Genomic DNA, 24983 nt, shown 5'->3' with positions numbered 1-24983 from the left:
GCGTGGAGTCGGAGCGACCGGCGTCGCTACGCTGAGCCGGTGACCTGTACAGGTGTCGTTGCGGTGTGGAGTGGTGAAGAAGGGTGGGGCGTCGTCGAGTCGGCCGACACTCCCAGCGGCTGCTGGGTTCACATCAGCATGTTGCGGGCGATCACCCTGCCTCCGACACGCGAGCACGAGACGGTTTACATCACAGGCTCCAGCGTCGACCTGGTCGAAGGTGAGACCGTAGATTTCGAGTGGGAGCAGGTACCGCAAGACGGGTACGACTACCGCGGAATCAGCGTCAGGCCTCCTCGGGACGGTCCCACCCGAACCATCCGCTGGGAGTACGGTCGCGATCGGCATCCAGGGTTCGTGATGCGAGTCGTTCACGCCCGAACTGACGATCGCTGACACGCAGGGGGCCGACAGCGCGCCAGACGCTCAGCGGCTGCGACCACCGGTCAGAGATTCAGTGCGCGAGCGCGTCGTTGCGCGGCTCCGGCCGCCTGAGGCTCGTTCGCGAACAATATGCCGTATGTGAAGCCGTTCTCCGCGCGGGTGGGTCGGCGACTGCGTGGATCGACCGTGGTGGTTTCGATCGGCACGCATCCGGGGCATCCATAACGATGACGACATCGACGAAACCTTCGACATCGACTCGAGATGCTGGCGCAGCGCCCGTTGCCGCCTACGTGCGTGAGCAGATCAGTGCCATTCGAGGAGGAGATGCAGCGCTGCGGCGCGGTGAGGATCCGATCCATGCCACCCGCGTTGCGATCCGGCGACTCCGCAGCACCGTGCGAGTGTTCGGCGGCGCCTTCGACCCGGCCGTCGCCACCGGTCTGGACGAGGAACTGTCCTGGTACGCCGGAATCCTCGGCCACGTCCGCGACCACGAAGTACAGCGCGCCCGCTTCGCTCAAGCGGTGGCCGATCTTCCCGACGAGTGGGTGCTTGGTCCCGTGGCCGCCGATATCGAGACCACCCTCGCTGCCGAACAGCGCACCTACCGAGCCGACGTCGATACCGTCCTCGCCGGTGACCGGTATGCCACCCTGATCAAGGCCCTCGACACCCTCGACTCCTCGGTGCGGTCACTCCCACGCAGGAACGTGACGTCGCTGGCGACCAAGGCCGGCAAGAAAGCCCGCATCCGCCTGAAGACCGCAGTCTCAGGCGTGGCCGGCGATGACGAAGCTCTGCACCGAGCACGTAAGGCGTTCAAGCGTGCGCGGTACGCCGCGGAGCTGGCGACACCGCTACTCGGCACGAAGCGCTCGAAGAAAACGATCCGGCGCTACAAACACTTCCAAGAAGTACTTGGCGAACACCAGGACAGCCTCGTCGCAGCAGGGTTCCTTCGTCGCCTCGGAGCCGCGGCGGGAACCCGACCCGCAGAGAACGGTTTCACCTACGGACTGCTGTTCGCCCACGAGCAGCATGCGGCAGCAGCCGCAACGCGGCGAGTTCGCACACTGAAGCTGTGAGGTATTCGCCGATGGCCGAAGATCGTGGTTTGGTTCTACGGTGCGCTGGTGGATCTTGGTCTCGACGGTCGCGGGCTTGTCTCTGACTCGACGCCGGTCGTGACTGCTGCCCTCGATGGTCATAGCGAAACGCCCTGCACCACAAGGGCTCGCACCGAGGAGAGCTGACGTGACCCGACGGAGATGGTTGATCGTGCTGCCTGTGGTGGCAGTTCTGGTTGCGGGTTTGTCTGTCTACTTCTGGCCTGAGCCCTCCCCGAGGACGGCGATTGCGACGGTGCCGTCGTGTGTCGCCGATCGCGAAGTGTCGAGCGGTGTGCTGTCGGGGGCAACACTGAGCATTCCGCACAGTCCCGAATTCGGTTCCCGACCCGCCGATTTCACGGTCGCGTCGGTGATGGTGTGTGGGAGCCCGGACCAGCAGTTGGTGGAGGTTCCGTTCTACGCGGTGCGGCAACTGACCTACTCCGGCGACGGCGTCGATGAAGTCGCGGCAGCATTCGAGGCCACGTCTTACCGGTTTCGGGTGTCGATCCTCTACTCGTGCTCGGGTGACTATCTCAACCCTCCGGCGGTGTGGCTCGTCGATGCGTCCGGAGCCGGGTACCGGCCGCAGTTTCCGAAGAATCACTGCGGTAGACCCGACACCGAGGCCTTCGACCTACTTCGCGAGATGGAGCCGCGAACAGATGACCTGGTCGCCGTGTCCTTACCAAATTAGATGCAGCGCACCTGTCTCCGGCCCGCGTAGAAACTGATGGAGCTCCCTCAAGGCATGGCAGGGATTCCGAGCGATGTCATGGCGTTCGGGCCTGCCGTTCGGTCGAGGCTGACGAGCTTCGTTGCTGCCGCGGTGAGGCTGGTTTGGAGGCCTTCGGCTTCGCCGGTCCAGCCGTTGTTGCGTGCCTCAGCGATGCGGTCGCGGAGGTTGGCGATGATCTCCGTCAGCCGTACGCGGGCGTTGGGGTCAACCTGCTGGCTGGGGCATCGGATGCAGGCATGTTCGTGCTTGCATGGGGTGTTGTAGGGACGCCCGCAGGTTCCGAGTTCGAGTTTGCGATGCTCGAAGTGCTGCTGAAATTCGTTCCACTCCGCGTCGGTGGGGCTGCGGTACTCGTCCTCCGGTCTCTGGGCGCGGCGTGCGTCGAGGAAGGTGCGGAAGGAACGAACGAGCTCCTCGTCGAACACGGCAGTGTAGATCTGCGTTGTGGAAATGTGCTTGTGCCCGAGCAGTTTTGCGACGATGTGGATCGGCAGTCCGCTGCCGACCGATTCGGTGGCGAACATCCGCCGAAAATCGTGTGCTGTGTATCGGAGCGGGTTGCCCGCGTTGTCGACGATTCCGGTGGCGGCAAGGGTTTGGTTGAGCCACTTCTGGATCAAGTTTCGAGTCGGCACCGTCCATAGCCAGCCCATTCGATGCTGGAACAGATGCGGTAGCGGTGGATCGGTAATACGTTCGTGGCCGTCGTATCGCGCGGTCAGCGGGACTGTGCCGTCATTGGCGGTTCGGAGGCGGGCAATGATCGTTGCCAGCACGCTCGCGAGTTCCGGACTGACCAGCAGAAGGCGTTCTTCGCCGGTTTTGGACGGGACGATTTGCAGCATCGGCACGATCTCGCCGGTCGATGGCAGTGTGTAGGACACGACTGCGAGGTGGGTGAGTTCGAGGAGTTCCTCCACTCGAATTCCGGTGTGGCGGAACGTCTCGATCACCGCCCATGCCCAGAATGCCTCGTGCTCTTCTATTTCGATTTCGATGATCTCGCCGGTGTCGATGACTTCGGCGAGCACCGGTGGATGATCGTGCTGGCAGCTGGATTTCGTGAACGAGGGCGCGATGGACCGGCGGTAGCGCACTCCGAGATGCTCGAAGGTCTCTCCGACCGCCACCGACGCGGTGGCAGCGAGTAGCGCGGCCGATCGGTCACGGCGATCGTGAGCGGCATCGACCAACGAGGGAAGGTGCGGCAAACGCTCGCGAATTCGTTGGTGCACGACCGCTGTCGTCTTCGCGCGTTCTTTGCTGTATCCCTCGACGTCACTTTTGCGGATGGGGTTCGGAACGCTCCACTGCACCCAGGTGGGGTCTTCGGCTGCCCATTCGGCGATGTCGCGGTAGAAGCCGCGCACTGTCATCATCACTGCCAGTCGCCCTGCTCGTGGGCGTGTGGTTCCGTCTTTGTCGGTGATCACCGACAGTCGTTGCTTCCACCCGGCCGCAACGTCCGGCGGGAGGTCGATGGTGTCGAGGCCTGGATCGTGGAGTTCTATATCGGCCCAGAAGTTGCCGGCGAGAACTCCGGTAAGGGCGGCGAAGCCGCCGTAGTCCAGACTCGGTCGTCGTTCGTCGAGGTAGCGCACCAGAACGTTCCGCACCGTCGTGTTCACGAGGTTGTATCGGTCGACCAATTCACCCGTCGGGCGGGGTCCGCGCCGAATTGCTGCAGCGAAGCTCTTGATTCCCCGCAGGTCGGCGATACCGTCGAGTCCCGCCCACACCAGTTGCACGCTGGCCGAGGTCGGGCGATCACTGACCATGTTCCAGGCGCGGTAGCCCAGCAGGTCTTCCGGAGTGAGTTCATGGAGATCGCGCCCCGTATGCAGAACGATCTTGCATGCCACCAGCATCGCGGTGCTGCATTGTTTGGAGTTCGCCGCCAGAACCGAGACACGGGCCTCCAACGCTGTGAACATCTCGGGGTGGTGAGCGGTGCGCAGCTTGGCGTATAGCCCGGTCCACTGCATTGCTGACATGGACTCGTAACTGGGAAAGACAACCCGCGCGACCAGAAGAAGGATCAGGCCGCGCCGCAGTTCTTGGCTTCGGGTCACCACTGTTCGTGGGTCGGCATTGTCGTGGAAGGTGTCGAGCCAGTCGGACGATCCTACGTCGGCACCGGAATGAACCCAGCGCTCCTGCCATCCCGCGCCGGGGAAGGTCAGAAGCCACTCCAGGATCAGTCGGCATGCCCTTTTGGCACCGTGTTCACGAGAACCATTGGGATACAGAAATACTGGAACAGTATCGAGGATCTCTTCGATGTCGAGTAGATCCTTGGCCCCGCCGATCGGAGCGGAGTCGGCAAGGTCTTCGTGGCGCTTGAATCGGTACTGCAACCGTGGGTTGGCCCGCTGTGCGACCGGCAGCTCGGTGGGTGTCACGTTCATGACTCGACCGCTCCGAACAGCACATTCAGATCCGCAGAGTCGTAACCAGCGGCCACGGTAGGGGGATTGCTGATCATGTGTTCGGCTCGGTGCGCGAGATGATGCTGGACCCTTCGGATGGTGTCGTCTTGGTCTTCGACGAGATAGATCTCGGTCGTGGTCGACAGGTGCGCGTGCCCGAGGATCGTCTGTATGTCGCGCGAGGTGAGTGTTCCGTCGTGTGCCATTCGTATGGCTGCGGTGTGGCGGAGGTCGTGCATCGTCCAGTTGGTGCCCAGAACGTCGTTTGCCCGCGTCAGCACCTTGCGCAGCGCGTCGTAGGTCAATGGTCGATACTCCAGAGCAGCGGAGGAGTCGGATCTGCGGCGGAGGGTGAGCCACAGCGATCCGTTCACGTCCAAGGATGTTCCCAGGTCCGCGAGATGCAGGCGAAGCCACACGAACGCTTCCGGGCTGGCTGGGAGCCACTGATCGACGCGTGTCCCCTTACGTGTCACTCGAATCAACTGGTCTCCCCAGTCGATGTCTTCGAGAGAAATTCCGAGGATTTCCGCAGCTCGTGCACCATTGCTGACCGCCAAAGCCAACAATGCCCGATCCCGGTTCGAGCGCAGCGCACCGAACAGCTCGAGCCACCGATCGTCGGGTATGGACCGGGGACGCTGGACGGGAAGTTTCGGGTTGTACCGCAACCGTCCACCGGGCCGAAACGGTTCGAGCGGGTTGTGATGCGCATTCACCCGGGCCGCCCCTCGTGCCACCGGCATCGGATTGACCAGTGGGCCTTCACCGCGTTCGATCCAGAACTCGTAGAACGCCCGCACCACTGCATTGGAATGGCGGATGGTGCGGGCACAATATCGGTCGTCGAGATATCGCTTGCGGGTGATCACGTTGACTGTTCCCACAGTGGTCCGCGATTTGGTCCGCGCTGCGTTCCGAGGCTTGTCGGCCCGCATCATCCACAGAACCAGATCCCGTGACTCAGCGGAAGTCGCTCTTTCCCAGTCGATCTCGTAGACACGAAGCCATCGCCACCATCGCAAAAGGTCGTAGGCGTAGCTGCGGACCGACCACGGTCGATTACCCCGTGCGACGAAGTCGAGGAGGAACCGCCGGATCGGCTCTACCGGCACCAGATCCTCGTCGACGACCAGCCAGGGGATGGTTCCGTCGGATTTTTCGACCTTGCCCCATCGGGGGATCTGGACTTGCTCGATGTTTCGCTCTGCTTCGTCGATCATGCGACACCGCTTTCTTGAGGCCGAGGTAGGTGATGTCTACCCCGCGACACTCGGATCGGATTCATGCGATCAGGCGTGTCGCTGCGTAGTCCGGTCAACGGTGTCGTCTGCCATGAGCATGGGACCAGCGTGACCTGATTTCTGCCAGGGTGATGGGACCACCTGGATTGCCAGTTATGGGACCACCGGCGCGCCTTGCCGGTGGTCCCGTCGTTTGCTCGTTCGATCGTCTGTGACAGCACGAAGTCCGTCACGGAGGTCGGTGAGCATGGCTTTTCGGGAGATCAGTGTGAACGAAATCAGAGAAGTACTACGGCTGTGGCTCGGGACGGCGGCACTGCCCGCACCGGGGCTGCGCACGATCGCCGAGCATGCCGGTGTGGATCGCAAAACGGTCCGCCGCTACGTCGAGGCAGCCCAAGCAGCCGGCCTGACCAGAACCGACGATGCCGACGCGGTCAGCGACGAGGTGATCGCGGCGGTCGTCGCCACTGTCCGACCCGACCGGCCCCACGGTCACGGCGCGGCATGGGAGCAACTGGTGCCCCATCAGGAGCAGATCACCAAGTGGGTGGCCGGTGAGGGTGAACGCAAACCGCTCACGATCGCGAAAATCGAAGTGCTGCTTGCCCGTCAAGGATGCGTGGTGCCGTACCGGACACTGCACCGGTTCGCTACCGAGAGGTGCGGTTTCGGCCGCAAGAACCTCACGGTCCGCGTCGTAGACGGCGAACCCGGGATCGAATGCCAAGTCGACTTCGGGTATCTGGGGATGCTCACCGACCCCGACGACGGGCGGGCCCGCAAAGTCCACGCCTTGATCTTCACCGCGGTCTACAGCCGACACATGTTCGTGTGGCTGAGCTATTCGCAGACGTTGGTGGCGGTGATCGCCGGCTGCGAAGCAGCGTGGAAGTTCTTCGGCGGCGTGTTCGCGGTCTTGATCCCGGACAATCTCAAACCTGTTGTCACGACGGCGGATCCGATCACTCCGCGGTTGAGCGATGGCTGGCTCGACTACAGCGCCCACGTCGGGTTCGTCACCGACCCGGCGCGGGTGCGGTCGCCGAAGGACAAACCGAGAGTCGAGCGCACCGTGCAATATGTGCGGGGGAACTTCTGGGCCGGTGAACGATTCACCAGCCTCACCCAAGCGCAAGACGCTGCTGTGCGGTGGTGCAGCAGCACCGCGGGTATGCGCATCCACGGCACGACCTGCGCCCGACCGCTCGAAGTGTTCGACGAATCAGAGTTGCCGGCGCTGCTTCCGGTGCCGGCGGAGTACGACGTGCCGATCTTCAAGGACGTGAAAGTCCACCGCGACTTCCACGCCGAGATCGGGCGGGCACTGTATTCGTTGCCGCAGCAGTGGATCGGATCGACACTGTCGGTCCGGGCCGACACCGAGCTGGTGAAGTTCTATCACCGCGGCACCCTGGTGAAAATCCATCCCCGCCAACCTGCAGGTGGGCGCAGTACCGACCGCGCCGACCTCCCCGAACACAAGACCGGCTACGCGCTACGGGATGTCACCTCACTGATCAGAACTTGCAACGGCCATGGCCGCAACATCGGGATCTACGCCGAACGAATCCTCGACGACCCACTGCCCTGGACGCGGATTCGTAGCGTCTACCGCCTTCAAGGGTTGGTGAGACGTTACGGAGCCGACCGGGTCGAACAAGCCTGCTCACTGTCGCTCGACCTCGACGTCGTCTCGGTCACCAAGATCGCCTCCATGTTGGAGCGGGCCACCGAAAAGACAGCACCGTCCTTACCGGCAGCGGTCGGGCAGGCATCGACACGCTTCTCACGAGACCCATCCGAATTCCGTTCCACCACAACACCATCACTGACCGTCGTAGACGCCGGCCCCACATCCACGGAAGGACCCTCATGACCACCACTCGCACCCCAGCCACCACCGAACCGGTCGGCACCGACCTCGTCCGACTGCTCAAAGCCCTCAAACTCGGCGCGCTCGCCGACACACTGCCTGAACGAGCAGCTCTGGCTCGGCAACACAAACTCAGTCACATCGGGTTCCTCGAAGTGCTCCTCGCCGACGAAGTCAACCGACGCGACTCCCGCTCTGCGACATTGCGATCGACGAAAGCAGGACTGGACCCGGCGATGGTCTTCGACGCATGGAACACCCACGACGATCTCCGTTACGACCGCACCCTACTCGGGGATCTGACCTCACTACGCTTCCTCGACGCTCACCAGTCCGCGATCATCCTCGGCCCCGTCGGAGTCGGGAAGACGCATCTGGCAACAGCATTGGGGCACATGGCAATCCGCCGCCGCCACAGTGTCCTGTTCGCGCGATCGGACAAACTGTTCACCCGCCTCCGAGCGGCCCGACTCGACAACACCGTCGACGCCGAAATCCGACGGCTGACTGCCATCGAAGTCCTCATCATCGATGACTTCGCGCTGCGACCACTCGACGCGACCGAAACCAGCGACTTCTACGAACTCATCGTCGAACGCCACCGCAAGAAAACCACGATCGTCACCTCCAACCGGGAGCCGGCGGAGTGGCTGACCATGACCGCCGACACCCTCCTCGCTCAATCCGCCATCGACCGACTGACCTCCACAGCACACACCCTCGTCATCGAAGGACCGTCCTACCGCCAACGCACCCGACCCGGAACAGTTGACGCCACCAACGACAACGAGCATCCTCAATAACGCGCCACGGTGGTCCCTACCCTCTGGCAATCAGGTGGTCCCATCACCCTGGCAAGCGACAAACGGAGCACGCAGGAGTACTCGCGATCACGGACGGTCGAATGCCTGGTCTGGACGTGAGGATTTCGTCTCGGCCCGTCGGCTACGGCGGCATCGAGCAGGGGAGGGGCCGTATCCGCTCGATCACCATCGAGACCGCCGTCCACGGACGTGGAATCACCCAGCGCACAGGCCGTTACACCCTCACTGCACCCACGTTCGGCGAGCACGGCGTGCATTGGGCCCCCGCGAGTACCGACGCAACTCCCGTCCACCGGCCGCACCGATTGGCGGTCGCGCAATGAACGGTGATCTGTACGAGAACTGGCCTGTGACCTTCGATCCCCCCACGCGCCGCATCGTCGATCCGCCTCAGAGGGTGTTGGTCAACGTGTTGTAGACGGGGTTTGCCTCTGACCACTGTGCATCCGATTAGTATCCCGCTGTTTCGGGCCATCACCAACGAGGGTTCGACACCTGCCCGAATCACGCTCGGACCATGAGCTGCCGCTGTAGCGGAGCCACCGCGGATGAGGATTTGGCCCGTCGACAGCCAAGACAGGCTAAAACGTCAGTGCAGTTCGGGAATAAGTCATACACCCCCGAACTGCACTGGTGGGACGTGAAGATCAGCTTCCGGTCCAGTCGACTGAAGTCACACACCTACCTTGGTGGCACTGGCGGTTCGGAGCTGACGGGCTCCGATTCGCGGTTCGGATCGAACGGAATCTCGTTGTCGATGGCATCTCGCATTGTTGCGACCGGCGCTGGCTCATCGGTTGATCGCCGCGCAGTTCCATCGCTGACGGCAGCAACTTCCTCTGCTGACAACGTCACTTTGCCCGCGCGTGGAGCGACCGTGTACCAGTTTTCGGACGGCAAGAAGCCAGCCGACATAAGGTATGTTGCTCCCGGCTCGATCAGTGGGTCATCGTCCAGTAAGTACAACGTACCGTCGGTGCCATACCCGCCTTGCTGATTGACGAGTATTTGGCCCGCGACGTCACCCTTTAGGGTCTGAAGCACCTCAACAGAAAACTGCGTCTCGGGAAACGGCCCAACTGCCTTCGTACCGACTTGCTCAATCACTGTTCCGACGAAGACCGCGTCGGCCCAACCGGCAAGCTGCTGAGGGTCTGTCACATCGAAAGCCGAGTCCATTTCCACTGCTTGTGTGCGCGTAGTCACGCTGGCAGTCGTGCCAGCATCTCCAGGTTGCGTGCCTGCCGAAGTGCTGCAGCCAACTAATACAATGCAGGCGAATAAGCTCGCAACGCCCACCGTGCCGTACTTTGATCCTAAACTTCTGACCTTCATCATGTCATCCCCAGAGTTGACGGTAGGCGGCTTGATCCATGAACTGCGGCGCAAAAACCGATGAGTTTGAAATCGGATCCATCAGCTGACTTTTGCAGTTATGCGCCAAACCGAGCGCATGACCCATCTCGTGTGTCATAACGTTCCGTTGATTACTGGCGTTACCGAGCTTCGCTGTATTCATTTGAATAGTGTCCACCCCAAAGTCGGTGTTGCTGTATAGCCCGGCCCATGTGACGTCCGGACGGTTGGCGTCGGAAATTTCCACATTAGTGAGCGTCGGGTTCACAGGGTCATAGGGGGTAACCTGGACGCTCCCAAGTGCATTCCAAGCAGTGGATGCCTGCGAAATTGCGGTCGTGTATTGGGAAGATGACTGATAGGTGAGTTTGGAGAAGAGGACTGAGCTGTAGCCCAATGTCGGCGGCCTGCGTCCTGACGTCAGATACTGGCCGTTCTGGAAGTTCTGTCCGGAAGCGCCATATGACTCGTAACCATCATTGGACGTTGTTCCATCTTGACACAGGTACTCATCACTGCTCGGGAAGCCCAAGGGTCCAAGCTCGTAGTTCTGCGCAGCCCACTGATCGCGAATGTTACCCCAGGTGGCATAGGCAGATGTGGCTCCGAACTTGTATGTAATCGCGCCGCCCTGGAAGTTGTTGTACCGCCCGCCAGAAGCAGGGCTCTCACGTGTGACCGGGTACCCGAGTCGTCCACGTTCGTCGCTTCGCTTCTCGTACTGATACGGGCCGTTGACATACGTTCTGTACTGACGCGATGGCAAATTAAGCCACTTGTTCATGATCAAGCCGCCGATTTGACGACCTTTGTTTGGGTCGACATTCGGCGACCAGTAAATGCGATTAGTAAACCCGAATTCCTGCTACCGCCCCTCGTTGCTGTTTCCTGCGTAAAGCTCGCCACTGGTGGGTTCTCCGATACTCGAGGTGCCGCCTTGGCCGTATTGGTTAGCACCGGAAAGGAAATCGATAAATTCGCGTTCGATGGAGCCGAATACCCACTGGTTGTTGCGAAATTGATCGGCGTTCGCAACGCCAGGTGTAGAAACTAGCAATGCAAGGGATGTAATTAACGCACCGATAAGTGACATTCTTCGAGCGACAATTTGATTTCGCGTCCGATGCTGCCTGAAGCGGACATTGATCAATGGGCTTGGATCGCCAATATGCGACTTGAGAGGTAGCCTGCTCGGTTTCATGGAGCTCCCACAGTGAAGGGCATCAAGGACGAACCGAACAGTACGGTCAGTTTGCCCACCGTTGGAGAGACACGCGAACACGAGTTTGGTCACAATTCGGTCACCGTGACCGCCGCCAACTCGACGGCGGCTAGACTTCGAACGCATGAGCAATACAGGTTCTCGGTGGCTACGGCCAGCTGTCCTGCTGGTTCTAATCGGCGTCTTGCTCGTTGGTGTTGCATTTGGGGCGACCAGCCAGATTGGGCTCGGTCGCTCGGCCTCAGAAATTTGCGAGAATGCTTATCCGGGGGCTGTCGACGTCGAGTCCAGTCGTCCCCTCCTACCGCTAGTCGTCGTGCGTTGCGCTGCACAGGATTTTGACACGCGTGTGGAGACTAATGAATTTGATCCGCTGTCAACGCTTGTCCTCGCGGCTGGGATCGCAAGCATTGTCGTTGGTGTATCTGCCATCCGACGTCAAAAGCTGAACGAGTCATCTCAAAAAGGACAGCGGTGAACATACTCGGAGTGGTCTGGTCTGATTCGCTGTGTGAGAACTCGAATTAATTCTGGTCGGAGGATACTTCCTCCCCGACGCCCAGTATCTTGCAGCTTTATCGGTGGATCGAGGCTTAGCGGTCCTGCCGGCCACACGCGCCCACGACAGCGTCCGCGGAGCTCGAGCGTGACTGCAGGGAGGTCACCCCTGACGTTGTTTCCAGTTCTTTCCGTAGGGCGTGGTTGTCGAGTGTTAGCCGCTGGATGACGGCCAGTGCGAGGGTGAGGTCTTGAGTCAGCGCCGCGTTGTCTCGTTGCACGCGTTTGTTGGAGGCAAGGAGTTCGGTCCGGTCGTCATGCCGTGTGGCGACGGGAGCTGCGACGGAAGCGGCTCTGAGTTCGGCAGCGATAGCGGGGTAGTGCCGCCAGAAGGTTGCGTTGGACAGACCCAGTCGACGGGCAAGGCCGATGACAGTGGCGCGGCCGCCGGCCGATGCTGCGTCTTCGATGTGCTCTGTCATCACTCGACGGACGTCCTGCTCGCTCGGGAGGTCGATGCGTTTACTCATCGGATTGAGTTCGGATCGTGTCGGTCGACGAACTGATTTATCTGCTCACTCCGTTGCCGTAGTCGATGCTGCAGCAACGGAGGCAGCGACGGTGTTCGTTCGAGCTCGCGCTCGATATCGGAGCTTGACGGCGCTCAGTGAAAGTGCCCAGATCTGATCTCTGAAAGTGCTCACCCGTGTGGCTCCGCCAATGAGGGCGGGCCTCCTCCGATGCTGATGGTCTCTGACCACACACCAGCGCCCCGAAGGAGACCCGCGATCTCATGCTTACATGGGAAGAGGACATGGAGATATCCGCACTGCACAAACGAGGCATGTCGATCTCGGACATCGCCCGCCATACCGGCCGCAACCGCCGCACCGTCCGCAACTACATCAACGGAACCACCACCCCAGGTGTGCGACGAAAGTCCACGACGGACCCGTTCGAGGACTTCATCGACTACATCCGCTACCGATTCACCGAGGACCCGCACCTGTGGGCGGTCGCCCTGTTCGACGAACTGTTGGCCCTGGGCTTCGCACTGTCCTATCCGACGATGACCCGCAAGATCCGGCAGCAGAAACTACGCCCGATCTGCCTGGCCTGCAGGACCGCAACCGACCGAGCCAACGCCATCATCGACCACCCACCGGGCGAAGAAACCCAATGGGACTACGTCGATCTACCGAACCCGCCGACTGAATGGGGTTGGGGCAGAACAGCACACCTGTGGGTCGGCTCCCTCGCACACTCGGGGAAATGGCGGGCGGTACTGACCCCGTCGATGGATCAACCACATCTGGTCGACAATCTCGACCGCGTTGTCCGCGCTCTCGGCGGCACCACCCGAGTCTGGCGTTTCGACCGGATGGCCACTGTCTGCCACCCCGAGTCCGGTGCGGTGACCGCCAGCTTCGCCGGCGTCGCGAAGTACTACGGGGTCTCGGTCGCGATCTGCCCACCGCGGAGAGGGAACCGCAAAGGTGTCGTCGAGAAAGCGAATCACACTGCAGCACAACGCTGGTGGCGGTCGTTACCGGACATGAGCGTCGAGCAGGCCCAAGCGCATCTCGACAACTTCTGTGCCGCCATCTCCGACAGTCGCACCCGCCACACCCCGGACGGAACCAGCACTGTCGCCGACCTCGCAGCGGCCGAACCCCTGCAGGAACCGCCGGCGACGGCGTATCCGGTGATTCTCGGCGACAGTCGGACGGCGTCGCGGCAAGCGTTGGTGTCCTACCGCGGCAACCAGTACTCCGTCCCGCCGGAGTTGGCGTCCGCGCAGGTCACCGTCACCCGCCCCGTCGGCGGTAGTCATCTCGACATCGTCACCGCCTCCGGCATCACTGTCGCCAGGCATGCGGTCGCCGCCGACGGTCTCGGCATGATCGTCCGCGACAGCGGTCATGTCGTCGCACTCGAACGGGCCGCGATGGCGACCGCGAACACCGGCAAACCGCACCGCCGCAAAGAACGGATACCACCCGGGCCTGATGCGCTCAGGGCGGCAGAAGTATTGCGTGGCAGCAGTTTCCATAGTACGAACTACTCGACAGGAGCAGCTGAAACCGATTCCGCGGCAGCATCATCGGATGTCATCGACCTCTCGGCCTACGAGCGGGCTGCACGGGGAAGGAACACTCTCGCATGAGTGAAACACCGAAAGGAGGTGCCGCTGCCGATCGACTTCCCGCACCGAACACCGCGGAAGCAGCGAGCCTTTACCAACGTTTGCGTGGCCATCTCGGGGTCCTCAAACTCGCCGACGCCGCCGAAGCACTGCCGGCGGTCCTCGACCAGGCCGCGGCGGAGGAGCTGTCGATGACGGCGGCGCTGGAGCGGTTGCTCTCGATCGAGGTTGCTGCCACCGAAGCGCGGCGGTTGGCAGGCAGGTTGCGGTTCGCGTGCCTGCCGACCCCGGCATCGCTCGAGGACTTCGATTTCGACAACGCCGCCGGGGTCGACAAGAAGCTGATCGACGAGCTCGCGACCTGCAGATATTTGGAGACCGCTACCAATGTGCTGCTCATCGGCCCGCCGGGGGTCGGGAAGACGCATCTGTCGGTCGGGTTGGCGCGGGCTGCTGCGCATGCCGGGTATCGGACGTATTTCACCACCGCCGCCGATCTCGCCGCTCGATGTCACCGGGCTGCGATCGAAGGCAGATGGGCGACGACGATGCGGTTCTACGCCGGGCCGACACTGTTGGTGATCGACGAACTCGGGTATCTTCCGTTGCCGGGAGAGGCGGCTTCGGCGTTGTTTCAGGTTGTCTCGCAACGGTATATGAAGACATCGATCGTGATCACCAGCAATCGTGGTGTCGGATCGTGGGGAACGGTTCTCGGTGACGACACCGTCGCAGCAGCCATGCTCGACCGTCTCCTGCATCGATCGGTAGTCCTCGATATGTCCGGTGATTCCTACCGGCTCCGCGATCACAACGCACGATCGGAGAAGCTCCGCAAAGCCGTCACCGGGACCCGTCAACCGCTACAGTGATCACCGCTACCGGGTGAGCACTTTCGCTGAGCGAAGTTGAGCATTTTCGATGAGCGCCATCAAGCTCTCCGAACGCAACTCGTCGAGGTTGCCTGAGGTGAGCGCGACGTTGCGGCATTCGAGAGGTCGACAACCACCGAGCGTCGGCGCGTTCTGGCCCGAAAGGTTTTGTGCGCGTGTGCACAGTGCCTTGTCCGGATCGTAGACGCAGGTGGCGTATCGGCCTGGATAGATTGCTGGGTCGAATCGGCGTATTAAGCGGTCGTGCCGACGCCGGTCGGTGACGACCTGTCCTTGGTATCGGATATTCGACTCGAGCTCGCTCAGACGTCGGCGGGCTTCGTCGGCGGCGGGTCCAACGAGATCGGTGTGTTCGTGGGCATCGATCATTGCCATCAGACCCTCCCCTCGGGCAAGGGCCTCCTCTGACTCGACTTCGGCGCGGAAACCGCTATCCGATGTGCCGGCGTAGCCCTCGAACATCTGGACAGCTTGGTGGCGATATTGAATTGCCCCGGCAATGGATCCGCCGGGTTGGCGTGCGATGAACCAGGCGAGTGTTCGTCTGAACTGGCGGGTTGTCAGCCGCCACGTTTGGGCATTCACAGCCGGAATGTCCTCTGCGAGATCATGTGCGCGACAATAGCCATCGATCCAGGACACCAGATTGTTGATGTGGTCGTTCGTGGTCTTGGTCAAATTGACGTGGGCGGCGGTTTTGCCGATCCGCACAGCGGTGCCATGAGTTGAGGGTGCGAACAGCCGGGTTTCGTTACGGGGTTGGAGGAGTTCGAGGACCGCCACGGCGCGGGCGGCCGGAGCGCCGACAACCCAGGTCGCTTGCACTCCGGTGGGGTCGCGTTCACCTTTGAACGCCAGGCTGGTGATCATCCACCGGTAGGGCCTGCCGTGAGGGTCACGTTTGACGCTGATGCAGCCCCGCTGCAGATGCTTGATCTCGCTGTCACGCATGCCGGACAGGAACGCGATGATCACGTAGCAGGCTGCGCTCAGCGCCGACAGCAGGTGCAAGATCCCGGCCTGCCGATCACGCCGATTGAACAGGATGCGGTCAATCCAGGGGGACCCGTTGATCCGTCCGTTGATCACCACGTCACACGAGACATCGTTGTCGACCCCGACCAGTCGAGCTGTGTCCTCGATGAGGTCATGGTAAGTCCGCAAGGTCGAGCGATCGCATCCAAGCAGGCGGGACAGGTGGCGAAAGCTCGGTTGGCCGTTGTGTCCCGGTAGTGGGCGTTCTGCGTCACGGTATTCAGCTAACAGATGGACCAGATCCTTCTCTACCCAACGCCTTGCCTCGGGCGGAACTACCCCTTCTTGCAATCGAACTCGTCGCCACTCGCGGTCTGCCGCGAGAATGTCCGATGCAAACTCATCGACGAACCGCAGACTCCAGGTGAGTAGGGGTCCGAGCACCGCCTCCGGAATTCTGGCGGTCGCGTTGTCTGGCCCGCTCCTGTCGCCGGACTCGCTCCAACCATCGATGTGGTACGGGTCGAAAGTCAGCTGATCGGTAACCATGAGTCCGCGGTAGCGATAGAGCGACCGAACCGAACTGCGATAGCGATCACGAACCGTGAGAGTGGGTTGCGTCGCGAGCAAATGCAGTTGGTACGCAATCAAATCGGAAGGTTGCAACTCCGATAGCAGCGGCTGGCGCAGGTTGGGTCGCGAAGCGAGCCAGGAGAAGAAGTGGCGGAGCGTGGGCAACATCGAGGCAATCGTCGCTACCTTCGGTAAGCCGCGTCCTCTGGCGGGTGCAGGCCCGCCCAGCAGCCCGATGAAAAGTTCTTTGGCCACGGTGCGATAGACAGACGGCACGGATGTGAAGTCGAGGATCAGAGCAACATGATGTTGCTGAAAGAAAGCTGGACTGAGATCCCAGACGTCCTCTACGAATCGGGAAGCTCGGCTGAGTTCTGTCTCCGGGCGCACCGGCCGCCCGTTCAGTACGCATCGTTCGTCGAACGGGTGCGACGTCGACGGTTGAGGGTGGGCGTTGGTCATGTTTGCTCCCATGGTGATTCGACGAGATCGAGAAGTGCATCGGTGGGTTTGATCTCCGTTGCCGCCAGGATCTCGGACCGATTGAACTTCGAGAGAACGTCATGGCGGATGGCCGCCCACGTCGGTCCGTATCGGACCCACCAATCGGCCTCCGACAGCTGATCGCGGCGGGCCGCCAGCGCATCGAGCAATCCGAGCAGTCCAGGAAGGTGATCAGGCGTGATCACGCAGTTTCCGCAGTGAAAGCAGTCGAGAAACGATGCGCGACAGCTTCTCCCGGTGGCGGGATGGTGGTCGTGATCCCGGCACGCTGACCAGGCGGTATCGGCTGCGTCTGTGTGCGTCGGCGGGGTATCCCCGTGAGGATTGGTGGCGGAGCGTTCCGGCTGCACGTTCAGTGTGCCTCCTGCAACGTGCAGCGCCCGTCTGTGTGCTGCCAGAGCGCTCGATTCGGCGTCGCTGACGGCAGCCGCAACAACGGTGTGTGCCCATTCCTGTGTTGTCGGGTCTCCGCGTAGATAGTTCCGGAACAGAACCGGGATGGTGTTGCTCCGGGCAGCGGACGGGAGGTGACCGCCGATCTGTTTGGTACGGCGCACGTCTGCCGTGGTCTTGATCCGGTTGCCGGTGACCGCAAGCGGAGCCGGGGGCGTTCCGTCGACGACGTCAGCGTGGAGGCAATGCCGGGTGCGCCATCCGGCAAGGTTGATTGCTGTCGCGGTCAGTTCGCGAGCGAATGGGTCGAAATGTTCTTCGATACCGCGAAGGCCGGTGTTGTGGCCGCTACGCCAGATCGACCAAACGGATGCGCTGCCAGAAGTGTTCCTGCTGCGAGTGGTCAGTTCGTGTAGCAGTAGGTAAAGACCGCCGGGATAGTGCAGTTCGCGACCCGGTGGCCCGATCTCCCACGTCGCGGTCTCGAACCATCGGTGATTGCCGCGGCGGCGTTTGATGACACGAACTTCGACGGCGCGTGTCTCCAGGATTCGGTGTTCCCAGGGGAGCTCTTTGATGGTTTCGATATTGCGGCCGGTCAGCGCCACCATCAACACGAGCATTGGCGCGAGGTCCCGGATCGTCATATAGAGCCGGCTCGCAAGCTCCAGTCTGACGACGTGCGCGCTGAAGCTCCGGCTCGGGGGTACGACTCCTGATTCCGCAATCGCGACGAGCTCTTTGTCGCCCTCCAAGCCTTCCTGTTCACCCGTTTGTCCTATTGCAGCTTCCGAGAGTCGAATTCGATCGCGCAATGCGGTGATGTCTGACCGAGCGGCTGAGAGAATACGATCGAACTCTCCGTCCGAGTAGCCAGGTTGGCCAATCCGGGTCTGCCCGATTTGGCGGCAGGTGTAGTCGATCACTGATGAATTCACCGTATCGACCAGCGGTGGCAACGTCAGGAACTGTCCGAAAAGTGCGATGCCTCGCCAGGCGTAGACGTCCTTCTGCGTGATTCTGCGCTGGTTGTAGACAGATTGGAGGTGGGCGGTCTCCAGCAACGGTGGTCCGGTCGGTGGATCCGGCAGTTCCGAGAGGGATCGCAGCATGGATCGCACCCTCGTAACCAGTCCCTTCGCTGAGCTGAGCGTCCTGCTGCGTCCCGTCGCCCCGAGGGCAAGGGCCAGAGCCTCTGCAACTGCCGTGTGCCAACCGGGCAGCGCCATCTTCGCGACGTCCACCAGCAGAGTCCGGCCGTCTTCACCATCGAATCGGACCGTGAGGCCGGAGGCGATGGCGTGTTCGCCTTCGGTCGGTGTGTACGGGCCAGATGGGAGCATCGCGCGGCGCCCGGTGCCGGTACTGCCGCGACCGTTCACTGTGTTTTGTTCTCAGTGGCGACGTCGAAGACGTCGAGTGGAGTGTCGCGGGGATCTTCCCATGTGTTGGGCACCAACATCATTCGCGTTTCCATTTCCAATTCCGACAGCGCGTGTAAGTAGATCTGTGTTGTCACCACGGAGCGGTGTCCGAGGCGACGTCGCACCCAGTCCAGAGGGTCACCGAAGATCTGTGTCCATTGCCCTCGCTGTTCGGCAGTCATTTCGGTCATCGCGCTGATATGTCCGCGCTGTAGCTGTTCCAGAGTCACCACCGCGAACGTGTGCCGCAGGAGGTGAGCATGTGCAGTCAGAGGAACTCCTGCTCGACGACACCGTGTGTTGGCGACTGCGAACATGTCTTTCCAGGTCGAGACCGCGATGGGGGTGCCGAACTCCGACAGCCAGAACGCGGCCGGCGTCAAGCCATCGGGCCCGTCGATGAGCAAGCGGCGTCGTTCGTCGGCATCGAGGTTGGAAACTTTCACGGTCGATCGCAGACCGGACCGAGTCTGTACGACGACCGGCGAATGCGGATCAGGGATCACGAGCGGGCGGCGAACCTGTTCGTACCGTCCGCAGGCGCGTGCGCGGGCGATGACCTCCGCGCGATCGAGTGTCGCGTACCCGATCAGGTCGGCGATCACGGATTCAGGAACGTAGACTCGGCGGGCCGAACGACCTTTGGCGATGGCCGTCGGCAGCCAAAAACGTTGATAGCCCCCGAGACCGCGAGCTGTTGGCACATCGAATACCGTCAGCGCCGCTTGCTCGGACAACCGCATGCCGGTGCGCACCATCAAGTCGCAGAATGATGCATTGCGCGCCGCCCAGCGACCGCGAAACCCGGTGTCGTGGACACCGTCGGCGCGATATCCGCGAATCCCGACATCGCGCCATAAACGGTAGGACTGGGGTGGGAGCCACTCGATACGATCCGTCGCGGCATCGTGCGAGTAGGTTGCCGGTGTTGTGGTCGAAGAGTCATGACGGACGAGGCCCGCGCCGAACGGCATTGGTCGTCGAACTCTCTGCGGCACAGGGTTGTTCAATATATGGCCCGCGCGGACCTGCCATCGATAGAACTTGTCGACTGCGGCAACCTCTCGGTCCCATGTCGCACCTTGTATGTGCGGCCCTTGAGAGTCGATCCTGCGCCAGCGCCAGTACGCCAGATGGTCAGCCTCGTTGACGTCGCACCAACGAGCTCTGTCTCGTGAGACAGCAACGAAGTTCAAAAACGCGGCTAGATCGCGGGCGTAGCCCACCTGGGTGTGGCGCGCCTTCGCCTGCATATCGACTGATCTGAAGAAGGCATTCAACTCGATGTCATACTCAAATGATGGGTCAATGAGGAACGGCGTGCCGGCCACCAACTCTGGCCGCGCGAACCCAGGCCACTCCAAATTTGTGTCCGGCACCGCTGGCCGCGGCACCAACTCGTGTGGAGTGATACAAACACGCCAACCAGGTCTCGGCATGGTGGGCAACAGTACGTGGACATCTGTCCATCCGTGCACAAAACGTGGCGCTCACTGTGGCAGGCTCGTCGGGAGGCGGCTCATTCCGTGACGGGACGCCGCTCAAGGTCCGCTCTGAGGGTCTCTAGCCGGTGAACTGTTGTTGTTGCAATCGATTTTGACTGATTCCGGGTTGCGGGCGTGGCCCTTGCGGAAAGGCTTGTTCATCTCAGAAAGCGTTGTACAGCAACGGCTGTCGGCGATCCCTTTTGAGTGGAGTGCGCACCTGCGTGGTGCGGCGGTCATTTTCGGAACAATGCGCGATCTGGTTCTGGTAGCCATACAGAGCTGGTTTCGTTGCTGCGGTAGCTGCCGGCGACGAAGTCGATCAACGAGTTGAGCGCAGGATGGGAGCTTGCTGTCTCTCGCCACAGCAGTGCCATGGGGTAGGCGGGCGTGGGGTTCACTATGGGTACACGACGAATATTGGGATGCCACGGCGTTGTGGTTCCTTCGCCGCCGAAAGTGACTAACGACTGGGAGTCCGCGATGCGGTCGAGGATGTTGGTGAAACCTATTCCGCCGGGGTGCCGCTCGGAGTTGATTGTGACGCCGCAACTGGCGCTCAGCTGGCGGTAGAAGTCGCCTACTTCGGAGTCGAATCCGGCTCCGGGCACCCATGCGGTGAGGTCGGCGAGGTCGTCGAACTCGATGTGGTCGCGTTGCGCGAGCGGATGGCCGCTACCGACCAACAGATGCAGAGCGTCGAGGTAGGCCGGCGCAGCATTGACATAGGTCGGCAAACGATGAGCACTCCAGTTATGGCGGGCGAATGCAACATCCACTCGGCCGGCGACCACCGCGTCTCGCGATGTCTTCGACGGTCCCATCATGATGAGCTCGATCTGGGCGTCCGGGTGCCTCTCCAAGTAGAACCTCATCAGGTTTCCGTCGACGATCTGGGCACCATGCACCGCGACACGGAGTACCTGCAGTTCTCGCACCGCTGCGATTGCAGTGTCGGCCGATGTAAGGACTGTGCGCGCGTGCGGCAGAAAGCGAGCACCGTGAACGGTCAGCGCGACGTTGCCGGTCTGCCGCTCGAGCAAACGAGTGCCGAGTTGGCCCTCGAGCTTGGCGATTCGCTTGGACACCGCCTGCTGACTTACACCCAACACAGACGCAGCCAGACTGAACTGACCCTCATCGGCAATAGCGACCACCGCGCGTAGCGCGGACAGATCCAGATCCAACTTCGCCACCTGCTCTACATCTAACAGTTGTTCGACTACGCGTGTCGATTGTTCGACTCATTGTGACTCTAGCTGCTCATATGGCTACTGGGGACGAGGTGATCCCGACAACCAGTAGGCGTTCTTAGCTGATCGGGGTGACCATGAGTCGAACGTCGTTCGTGCATTTGCACAACCACACCGAGTATTCGATGCTCGACGGTGCCGCCAAGATCGGGGCCATGTTCGCCGAGGCGGCGCGGTTGGAGATGACGGCGGTCGGCATGACCGACCACGGCAACATGTACGGGGCCAGCGAGTTCTACAACGAGGCCAAGAAGGCCGGTATCAAGCCGATCATCGGTATCGAGGCCTACATCGCCCCGGAATCGCGGTTCAACAAGAAGCGCGTGCTGTGGGGTGAGCGGAGCCAGAAGTCCGACGACGTCTCCGGTAGTGGTGCGTACACGCACATGACGATGGTGGCGGAGAACGCCACCGGCGTGCGGAACCTGTTCAAGTTGTCCTCGCTCGCGTCGATCGAAGGCCAGCTCGGCAAATGGGCGCGCATGGACGAGGAGATCATCGCCTCGCACGCGGAGGGCATCATCGCCACCACTGGATGCCCGTCGGGGGAGGTGCAGACGCGTCTTCGGCTCGGTCAGGAGCGTGAGGCGCTCGAAGCTGCTGCCAAGTGGCAGGAGATCTGGGGACCGGACAACTTCTTCCTGGAACTGATGGATCACGGCTTGTCCATCGAGCGGCGTGTCCGCGAGGGTCTGCTCGATATCGGTAAGAAGCTCTCCATCCCGCCGCTCGCTACCAACGACTGCCACTACGTCACCAAGGATGCTGCCGAGAATCACGAGGCGCTGCTGTGCATTCAGACCGGTAAGACTCTGAGTGACCCCACTCGCTTCAAGTTCGACGGCGACGGTTACTACCTCAAGTCGGCCGCCGAGATGCGTGCACTGTGGGATGACCAGGTGCCCGGTGCCTGCGACAGCACGCTGCTCATCGCCGAGCGAGTCCAGCCGTACGACGAGGTGTGGGCACCCCGCGACCGGATGCCGATCTTCCCGGTTCCCGAGGGCGATACCCAAGGCAGCTGGCTGACGAAAGAGGTCGACAGAGGCCTCGAATGGCGTTTCCCCAGCGGTGTGCCGCAGGAGTACCGCGACCGCGCCAAGTACGAGATCAGCGTCATCCTGGAAATGGGGTTCCCGGCGTACTTCCTCGTCGTCGGTGACCTCATCAACTACGCCCGTTCCGTCGGTATCCGGGTCGGGCCGGGCCGTGGTTCCGCGGCCGGATCGTTGGTGGCCTACTCCATGGGTATTACCAACATCGATCCGTTGCCACACGGGCTGTTGTTCGAGCGATTCCTCAACCCCGAGCGTGTGTCGATGCCCGATATCGATATCGACTTCGACGATCGTCGCCGCGGTGAGATGGTGCGTTACGCCACCGAGAAGTGGGGCAGCGATCGCGTTGCTCAGGTGATCACGTTCGGCACCATCAAGACCAAGGCGGCCATCAAGGACTCTGCGCGCGTGCAGTTCGGGCAGCCCGGTTTCGGGATCGCCGATCAGATCACCAAGGCGTTGCCGCCGCCCATCATGGCCAAGGACATTTCGGTTGCGGGCATCACCGATCCGTCGCACGAGCGCTACAAGGAGGCCGTCGAGGTTCGCGCGCTGATCGACTCGAACCCCGACGTCGCGACGATCTACAAGACGGCCAAGGGCCTCGAAGGCCTGATCCGTAACGCGGGCGTGCACGCGTGCGCGGTGATCATGTCCTCGGAGCCGCTCACCGACGCCATTCCGGTGTGGAAGCGCGCGCAGGACGGCGCGATCATCACCGGCTGGGATTACCCGTCGTGCGAGGCCATCGGCCTGCTCAAGATGGACTTCCTCGGTCTGCGCAACCTCACCGTCATCGGTGACGCGATCGACAACATCAAGGCCAACCGCGGAATCGACCTCGACCTCGACACCCTTGCACTGGACGACGCGGCCACCTACGAGATGCTCGCCAGAGGAGACAACCTCGGTGTCTTCCAGATGGATTCGGCTGGTATGCGAGAGCTTCTACTTCGCATGGCACCGACCGAGTTCAACGACCTCATCGCATCGAACGCACTGTATCGACCAGGTCCGATGGGGGTCGGAGCGCACTGGGCGTACGCGGACCGCAAGAACGGCCGCGAGGCAGTAACCCCGATCCATCGGGAACTCGAGGAACCACTCCGCGAAATATTGGGAGAGACATATGCCCTGATCGTCTATCAGGAGCAGATCATGCAGCTCGCGCAGAAGGTGGCCGGCTACACGCTCGGGCAGGCCGACCTTCTCCGGCGAGCGATGGGTAAGAAAAAGCCCGAAGTTCTCGCCGCCGAGTTCGAGAACTTCCGAAACGGCATGCGCAGCAACGGATACAGCGACGATGCTGTCACCGCACTGTGGGAGGCCGTTCTGCCGTTCGCAGGATACGCCTACAACAAATCGCATGCCGCCGGATACAGCCTGGTCATGTACTGGACCGCCTACCTCAAAGCCAACTACCCAGCCGAGTACATGGCGGGCCTACTCACCTCGGTCGGCGATGACAAGGATAAAATCGCTATCTACCTAGCGGACTGCCGCACCAGAGGCATCGTCGTGCTGCCTCCCGACGTCAACGCCTCTCGCGTCGACTTCGCCTCGGTGGGCAAAGACATCCGTTTCGGCCTCGGTGCGGTCCGCAACGTAGGAACCAACGTGGTGGCGTCGATCATCAGGGCACGCGAGCAGACGAGCAAGTACGCCGACTTCTCGGACTACCTCGGCAAGATCGACGCCACTGCCTGCAGTAAGAAAGTCACCGAATCCCTCATCAAGGCCGGCGCGTTCGACTCACTCGACCATCCACGCAAGGGCCTGATGCTCATTCACGCCGACGCAATCGACGCGGTGATGGGCACCAAGAAGGCCGAGGCGATCGGTCAATTCGATCTGTTCGGCGGTGAGGACGCCGACGAGTCCATCTCCGCAGTGTTCAACGTCCGAGTGCCGGACGAGGAGTGGGACACCAAGCACAAGCTCGCACTCGAACGAGAGATGTTGGGACTGTATGTGTCCGGCCACCCGCTCGACGGCATCGCCACTTCGCTCAGATCGATGACGGACACCTCCATCGCGGCTGTGCATGCCGGAAAGGTTCGTCACGGCCAGAAGATCAAGATTGGTGGCATCGTCGCCGCTGTCGACCGTCGCGTGAACAAGAAAGGTGAGTCGTGGGCCATCGTCGAGATCGCTGATCTCGACGCTGCCACCGAGATACTGGTGTTCTCGACGACCTACGCCGGCTCCCAACATGCGCTCACTGAGGATTCAGTCTTACTTGTTACCGCAAACGTCAGTATTCGCGAAGGTAGAACGTCAGTCGTTGCAGTCGACATCTCCGTGCCTGAGCTGGGGAATGCCGACCCATCTCTTTCCCCAATGACCCTCACCCTCGCGGTGCACTCCTGTACACGACCGAACATCGAAGCCCTTCGTGAAACTCTGCAACGCCATCCCGGGAACACCGACGTTCACATCGCCCTGACCGGCACGACGACGACACGGTGGGCAACCGATCCGAAGTTTCGAGTACACAAGACACCAGCCCTGTACGGCGATCTCAAGGCCCTGTTCGGAGCCAATTGCCTGACAACCTCCCCGCCCAGCGCAGCGAATGCGTAGATCCCCTGGACGA

The 24983-nt window shown here is 61.7% G+C and carries 21 protein-coding genes and 1 pseudogene; 9 read left to right on the top strand and 13 right to left on the bottom strand.

Annotated elements, in window-relative coordinates; translation table 11 throughout:
* Nucleotides 1-39 precede the first annotated feature (39 nt).
* Entirely contained in the window at nt 40-396 is a 357-nt protein-coding gene (locus RHODMAR_RS25610; protein WP_051048277.1) for a hypothetical protein, read from the top strand.
* A gap of 50 nt (nt 397-446) precedes the next feature.
* Here RHODMAR_RS25610 and RHODMAR_RS28480 read toward each other — a convergent pair whose 3' ends face one another.
* Complete coding sequence (locus RHODMAR_RS28480) at nt 447-590, bottom strand: hypothetical protein (protein ID WP_157226225.1); 144 nt, start codon at nt 588-590, stop codon at nt 447-449.
* Nucleotides 591-611: 21 nt separating this feature from the next.
* Between RHODMAR_RS28480 and RHODMAR_RS25605 the strand changes: the two genes are divergently transcribed.
* Complete coding sequence (locus RHODMAR_RS25605) at nt 612-1472, top strand: CHAD domain-containing protein (RefSeq protein ID WP_051048276.1); 861 nt, start codon at nt 612-614, stop codon at nt 1470-1472.
* Nucleotides 1473-1641: 169 nt separating this feature from the next.
* On the top strand, nt 1642-2193 hold the full coding sequence (locus RHODMAR_RS25600; protein WP_157226224.1) for a hypothetical protein: 552 nt from the start codon (nt 1642-1644) through the stop codon (nt 2191-2193).
* Nucleotides 2194-2240: 47 nt separating this feature from the next.
* On the opposite strand, the gene RHODMAR_RS25595 is transcribed toward RHODMAR_RS25600, so the two are convergent.
* Nucleotides 2241-4643, bottom strand: a complete 2403-nt coding sequence (locus tag RHODMAR_RS25595; protein ID WP_008720616.1) for a tyrosine-type recombinase/integrase — start codon at nt 4641-4643, stop codon at nt 2241-2243.
* Nucleotides 4640-5887 carry a tyrosine-type recombinase/integrase gene (locus RHODMAR_RS25590; RefSeq protein WP_008720613.1) on the bottom strand — a complete coding sequence of 416 codons (1248 nt, stop codon included), beginning with the start codon at nt 5885-5887 and terminating at the stop codon, nt 4640-4642. The genes RHODMAR_RS25595 and RHODMAR_RS25590 overlap by 4 nt, the downstream gene beginning before the upstream one ends.
* Before the next feature lie 268 nt (nt 5888-6155).
* Between RHODMAR_RS25590 and istA the strand changes: the two genes are divergently transcribed.
* The 3 genes from istA to RHODMAR_RS25575 all read left to right on the top strand — a co-directional run bounded on the left by istA (nt 6156) and on the right by RHODMAR_RS25575 (nt 8931).
* On the top strand, nt 6156-7787 hold the full coding sequence (gene istA, locus RHODMAR_RS25585) for an IS21 family transposase (protein WP_008720611.1): 1632 nt from the start codon (nt 6156-6158) through the stop codon (nt 7785-7787).
* Nucleotides 7784-8587 (top strand): IS21-like element helper ATPase IstB, encoded by an 804-nt coding sequence (gene istB, locus RHODMAR_RS25580; protein ID WP_042940337.1) that lies wholly within the window; start codon nt 7784-7786, stop codon nt 8585-8587. The genes istA and istB (RHODMAR_RS25580) overlap by 4 nt, the downstream gene beginning before the upstream one ends.
* 116 nt (nt 8588-8703) lie before the next feature.
* Nucleotides 8704-8931 (top strand): hypothetical protein, encoded by a 228-nt coding sequence (locus RHODMAR_RS25575; RefSeq protein ID WP_042940336.1) that lies wholly within the window; start codon nt 8704-8706, stop codon nt 8929-8931.
* Nucleotides 8932-9289: 358 nt separating this feature from the next.
* On the opposite strand, the gene RHODMAR_RS27225 is transcribed toward RHODMAR_RS25575, so the two are convergent.
* The 5 genes from RHODMAR_RS27225 to RHODMAR_RS29480 form a co-directional block, all read right to left on the bottom strand.
* Nucleotides 9290-9814: a hypothetical protein gene (locus tag RHODMAR_RS27225; RefSeq protein ID WP_141216750.1), complete on the bottom strand. Its 525-nt coding sequence runs from the start codon at nt 9812-9814 to the stop codon at nt 9290-9292.
* 133 nt (nt 9815-9947) lie between these two features.
* Nucleotides 9948-10748, bottom strand: coding sequence for a matrixin family metalloprotease (locus RHODMAR_RS27220; RefSeq protein WP_008720606.1), 801 nt, complete (start codon nt 10746-10748; stop codon nt 9948-9950).
* An 81-nt stretch (nt 10749-10829) separates the two neighbouring features.
* The gene (locus tag RHODMAR_RS28475; protein WP_141217217.1) at nt 10830-11165 is read right to left on the bottom strand and encodes a hypothetical protein; all 336 of its coding nucleotides are present in this window, start codon (nt 11163-11165) and stop codon (nt 10830-10832) included.
* 614 nt (nt 11166-11779) lie between these two features.
* Nucleotides 11780-12214: a hypothetical protein gene (locus RHODMAR_RS25555; protein ID WP_042940335.1), complete on the bottom strand. Its 435-nt coding sequence runs from the start codon at nt 12212-12214 to the stop codon at nt 11780-11782.
* Nucleotides 12215-12259: 45 nt separating this feature from the next.
* Nucleotides 12260-12388, bottom strand: a complete 129-nt coding sequence (locus RHODMAR_RS29480) for a hypothetical protein (RefSeq protein ID WP_269744646.1) — start codon at nt 12386-12388, stop codon at nt 12260-12262.
* 89 nt (nt 12389-12477) lie between these two features.
* Between RHODMAR_RS29480 and RHODMAR_RS25550 the strand changes: the two genes are divergently transcribed.
* Nucleotides 12478-13851, top strand: coding sequence for a Mu transposase domain-containing protein (locus tag RHODMAR_RS25550; RefSeq protein WP_008720605.1), 1374 nt, complete (start codon nt 12478-12480; stop codon nt 13849-13851).
* Nucleotides 13848-14702, top strand: a complete 855-nt coding sequence (gene istB, locus RHODMAR_RS25545; protein ID WP_008720604.1) for an IS21-like element helper ATPase IstB — start codon at nt 13848-13850, stop codon at nt 14700-14702. The genes RHODMAR_RS25550 and istB (RHODMAR_RS25545) overlap by 4 nt, the downstream gene beginning before the upstream one ends.
* Nucleotides 14703-14708: 6 nt before the next feature.
* On the opposite strand, the gene RHODMAR_RS25540 is transcribed toward istB (RHODMAR_RS25545), so the two are convergent.
* The 5 genes and pseudogenes from RHODMAR_RS25540 to RHODMAR_RS25525 all read right to left on the bottom strand — a co-directional run bounded on the left by RHODMAR_RS25540 (nt 14709) and on the right by RHODMAR_RS25525 (nt 21272).
* Nucleotides 14709-16733, bottom strand: a complete 2025-nt coding sequence (locus tag RHODMAR_RS25540) for a hypothetical protein (RefSeq protein ID WP_008720602.1) — start codon at nt 16731-16733, stop codon at nt 14709-14711.
* Nucleotides 16730-18511 carry a hypothetical protein gene (locus RHODMAR_RS25535; RefSeq protein WP_141215008.1) on the bottom strand — a complete coding sequence of 594 codons (1782 nt, stop codon included), beginning with the start codon at nt 18509-18511 and terminating at the stop codon, nt 16730-16732. The genes RHODMAR_RS25540 and RHODMAR_RS25535 overlap by 4 nt, the downstream gene beginning before the upstream one ends.
* Before the next feature lie 35 nt (nt 18512-18546).
* A complete protein-coding gene (locus RHODMAR_RS29315; protein WP_232433769.1) occupies nt 18547-19350 on the bottom strand; it encodes a site-specific integrase in 804 nt (267 codons plus the stop codon).
* 270 nt (nt 19351-19620) lie between these two features.
* Nucleotides 19621-20031: pseudogene (locus tag RHODMAR_RS29475) on the bottom strand (site-specific integrase); the annotation flags it as partial.
* A 281-nt stretch (nt 20032-20312) separates the two neighbouring features.
* On the bottom strand, nt 20313-21272 hold the full coding sequence (locus RHODMAR_RS25525) for a LysR family transcriptional regulator (RefSeq protein WP_008720596.1): 960 nt from the start codon (nt 21270-21272) through the stop codon (nt 20313-20315).
* Between the two features lie 134 nt (nt 21273-21406).
* On the opposite strand from RHODMAR_RS25525, the gene dnaE reads away from it, so the two are divergent.
* Nucleotides 21407-24970, top strand: coding sequence for a DNA polymerase III subunit alpha (dnaE, locus tag RHODMAR_RS25520; protein WP_042940372.1), 3564 nt, complete (start codon nt 21407-21409; stop codon nt 24968-24970).
* Nucleotides 24971-24983: the final 13 nt, after the last annotated feature.

Source organism: Rhodococcus sp. AW25M09, assembly GCF_000333955.1.
Taxonomy (GTDB): Bacteria; Actinomycetota; Actinomycetes; order Mycobacteriales; family Mycobacteriaceae; genus Rhodococcoides.
This window is presented reverse-complemented; position numbering and strand designations above follow the sequence as displayed.

What these genes read in the sequence shown, in the direction of transcription:
- RHODMAR_RS25605 (WP_051048276.1), top strand. Translation starts at nt 612, where the DNA reads ATGACGACATCGACGAAACCTTCGACATCGACTCGAGATGCTGGCGCA.
- RHODMAR_RS25595 (WP_008720616.1), bottom strand. Translation starts at nt 4,643, where the DNA reads ATGAACGTGACACCCACCGAGCTGCCGGTCGCACAGCGGGCCAACCCA.
- RHODMAR_RS25590 (WP_008720613.1), bottom strand. Translation starts at nt 5,887, where the DNA reads ATGATCGACGAAGCAGAGCGAAACATCGAGCAAGTCCAGATCCCCCGA.
- istA (WP_008720611.1), top strand. Translation starts at nt 6,156, where the DNA reads ATGGCTTTTCGGGAGATCAGTGTGAACGAAATCAGAGAAGTACTACGG.
- istB (WP_042940337.1), top strand. Translation starts at nt 7,784, where the DNA reads ATGACCACCACTCGCACCCCAGCCACCACCGAACCGGTCGGCACCGAC.
- RHODMAR_RS27220 (WP_008720606.1), bottom strand. Translation starts at nt 10,748, where the DNA reads ATGAACAAGTGGCTTAATTTGCCATCGCGTCAGTACAGAACGTATGTC.
- RHODMAR_RS28475 (WP_141217217.1), bottom strand. Translation starts at nt 11,165, where the DNA reads ATGAAACCGAGCAGGCTACCTCTCAAGTCGCATATTGGCGATCCAAGC.
- RHODMAR_RS25555 (WP_042940335.1), bottom strand. Translation starts at nt 12,214, where the DNA reads ATGAGTAAACGCATCGACCTCCCGAGCGAGCAGGACGTCCGTCGAGTG.
- RHODMAR_RS25550 (WP_008720605.1), top strand. Translation starts at nt 12,478, where the DNA reads ATGCTTACATGGGAAGAGGACATGGAGATATCCGCACTGCACAAACGA.
- istB (WP_008720604.1), top strand. Translation starts at nt 13,848, where the DNA reads ATGAGTGAAACACCGAAAGGAGGTGCCGCTGCCGATCGACTTCCCGCA.
- RHODMAR_RS25540 (WP_008720602.1), bottom strand. Translation starts at nt 16,733, where the DNA reads ATGACCAACGCCCACCCTCAACCGTCGACGTCGCACCCGTTCGACGAA.
- RHODMAR_RS25535 (WP_141215008.1), bottom strand. Translation starts at nt 18,511, where the DNA reads ATGCTCCCATCTGGCCCGTACACACCGACCGAAGGCGAACACGCCATC.
- RHODMAR_RS29315 (WP_232433769.1), bottom strand. Translation starts at nt 19,350, where the DNA reads ATGGTGCGCACCGGCATGCGGTTGTCCGAGCAAGCGGCGCTGACGGTA.
- dnaE (WP_042940372.1), top strand. Translation starts at nt 21,407, where the DNA reads ATGAGTCGAACGTCGTTCGTGCATTTGCACAACCACACCGAGTATTCG.